Here is a 2,680-nt window from a genome sequence, read left to right as displayed (position 1 = left end):
ATTTCGTCGCTGCTGCCGTGTCAATGAGCAGTGACCAACCACCAGCAATAGTTCCCCCATCTGGAGACTCATCATCCACAACGTAGAGGCTCCAGGTTCCATTGGGGTTGGTGTTGTTAAAGACCGAGAAATCCGTACCGTAGGGGCCAGCGGGAGCGGGCGAGTTAAAGATATCAGTGGTTTCAAAGTCTGTGGCCTTATAACTGCCACTGGTAATTAGCCCTGAATCAGGCAAGAAGGAGGTTGCCGTCGGCTCAAAGGTGAGAGTGACATTACTAACACCATCTGAGCCACCCACATCAGACATTAATAAGGCTTTGGCTCCCGTCGGACCGACCAGTAATACATCAATATCATCGGGCCAAGTATGGCTCAGGTTTGTCAGCGTTACTTTCAGGCTATTAATATTACCGCTTAAGCCTGAAACATTAATAGTGGAAGGATAGGGGCTACTCGTACCACCATCAGGAATAGTAATCGGGTTAGGGTTACTAAAAATCGGTAGGGTTTCTTCAGAAACAATCGTTCCTGTGGCTGTTCCGGGTGAACCGCCAATATAACCAGTTCCACTATTAACCGCGAGAGCCACTGTTTCGTCAGCGATTTCGGCAATGGTGTCAGCAATCGGAGCAACCTCGACCGTTGCCGTTGTCGCACCGGCGGCAAAAGTGACGGTTCCCAATTTTGTCGTCGGGTCGAAGGTGACACCACTACCTGTTAATACGTTGTAATCGGCTGGGTCGCTTCCCACCGGGACGGCGTTGGCTATGCCACTCGCCCCGAAGTTAACGGTCAGGGGAGAACTCAGGTTTAAGTTAGTGCGAGTAAAGGTATAAACTAAGTTAGTCGTACCGTCTTCCTGCACACTGGCCGGACTGACGCTGACGGTTACAGAAGGTAAGTTAGCCGCCGCCAAAGCGTTAAACACATTGAGCCGCTTACCAGAAACCGTTTTACCGGCTAGAGCGGCAATAGAATCCCCCGTGTTCATTAAGGTGTTTTTCACCTGTTGGGCTGTCCAGGTAGGATTTTGTGACCACAACAAAGCCGCCGCCCCAGTTACATGGGGACTGGCCATGGATGTCCCTGAATAGGTGGCATAGGTATTGTTGGGAGTGGTACTGTAAATCGCTGAACCAGGTGCGCCTAAATCTACGCTGGTTAAACCATAGTTGGAAAACGACGAGAGGGAATCGGTGCGGGTGGTGGAAGCAACGGAAATAATATTATCTAGGTTGTAGCTGGCAGGATAGGAGGGGCTTGTGTCAGTGTTTTGTGCACTATTACCAGCCGACGCAATAAATAAAGCCCCCGCCTGACCCGCCGCATTAATCGCATCGTAGAGCGCTTGACTATAACCGCCACCTCCCCAAGAGTTATTGGTGAGCTTAACTCCTTTGTCCGTCGCATAGTTAATTGCCTTAATGGCATTGGAGGTAGAGCCTGACCCCGTATCATCAAGGAACTTCAGCGGCATGATTTTGGCATTCCAGGCCACCCCCGTCACACCGACCCCATTGTTACCTTTGCCAGCAATGGTTCCCGAAACATGGGTTCCGTGACCATGAACATCACTGGGGTCATTGTCGTTATAGGCAAAGTCCCAACCGCGAATGTCATCAATGTAGCCATTGCCATCGTTGTCAATGCCGTCTCCCGCAATTTCCCCTGGGTTTGTCCAGATATTGCCAACTAGGTCTTGGTGATTGTAGTCAACCCCCGTATCGATAACCCCAATCACTAGATTAGGATCGCCGGTTTGAATATCCCAAGCTTCAGGGGCATCAATATCGGCATCGGCAGTACCGCCACTTTGTCCAGTGTTATGCAATCCCCAAAGTTGATTAAAACTGGGGTCATTGGGGAATGTCGCCTGGGGACTAATTGTGCCTTTTGTCACAATATAGTCGGGTTCAATGTATTCAAAAATCGGATTGGAGCCATGTTGTGCCAGAATCTTCTCCACAGAGAGCGACCCGGATAATTTCCAAATCTCTGCCCCCGTTAGTTTAATCTTCTGGGTTTTAACAGCACCAAAGAGGGAGTGAAACTGAGCAGCTTGGGCGGTGGCGATCCCTTGTTTAAACTTGACAATGAGTTGATTGGGAGCATGGGGGGCAATAGTGCTAGTTGCTGCAGGTTTTAGCTCTGAGGTGACGGGGGCAGCGGTGGGTAGAGAAGTAAGACCCACCGCTGGACTGGTGCTGACGGGGGCAGCGGTGGGTAGAGAAGTAAGACCCACCGCTGGACTGGTGCTGACGGGGGCAGCGGTGGGTAGAGAAGTAAGACCCACCGCTGGACTGGTGGAATAACCAGAAGAGTTAATACTAAGAGAAGCGGGAAACAATGGGGAACTCTTAGCAGCAGGGGAGACTGAAACACTTGGGGGAACCGTAGGAGCCTCAGAGGATGATGTAGATGGGGAGGGGTTAGAGTTCAAGACTCCTAAGAGAGGGGGAGGAGTTGCGCTCGATACACTTAAATCGCCGGAACCTGTTACATCAAAGGTGATTGGGAAGGATTGCTCGAAATTCAAAGAGTCTTCTAGAGATGGCATATATGTACTAAATGAATGAGAACTGACTTCTAATAAGAAATTACTTCTGTTGTCTTCATCACCAGGCACACCCTATTTTCCCAAAATCAATCGGTCAATCACTTGAGGGTGTTCAATTCGGGA

Annotated in this window: 1 protein-coding gene; it reads right to left on the bottom strand. The window is 50.0% G+C overall.

Features of this window, described 5'->3' with window-relative positions:
• Window positions 1-2,557 (bottom strand): S8 family peptidase (locus MICAI_RS22410; protein WP_157221703.1); only part of this gene is annotated, 2,557 nt, incomplete at its 3' end.
• Window positions 2,558-2,680 lie beyond the last annotated feature (123 nt).

The sequence above is a fragment of the Microcystis sp. T1-4 genome (assembly GCF_000297435.1).
In the GTDB taxonomy this organism is placed as follows: Bacteria; Cyanobacteriota; Cyanobacteriia; order Cyanobacteriales; family Microcystaceae; genus Microcystis.
The sequence above is the reverse complement of the archived record's forward strand: the minus strand, read 5'-3'. Positions and strand labels throughout refer to the sequence as shown.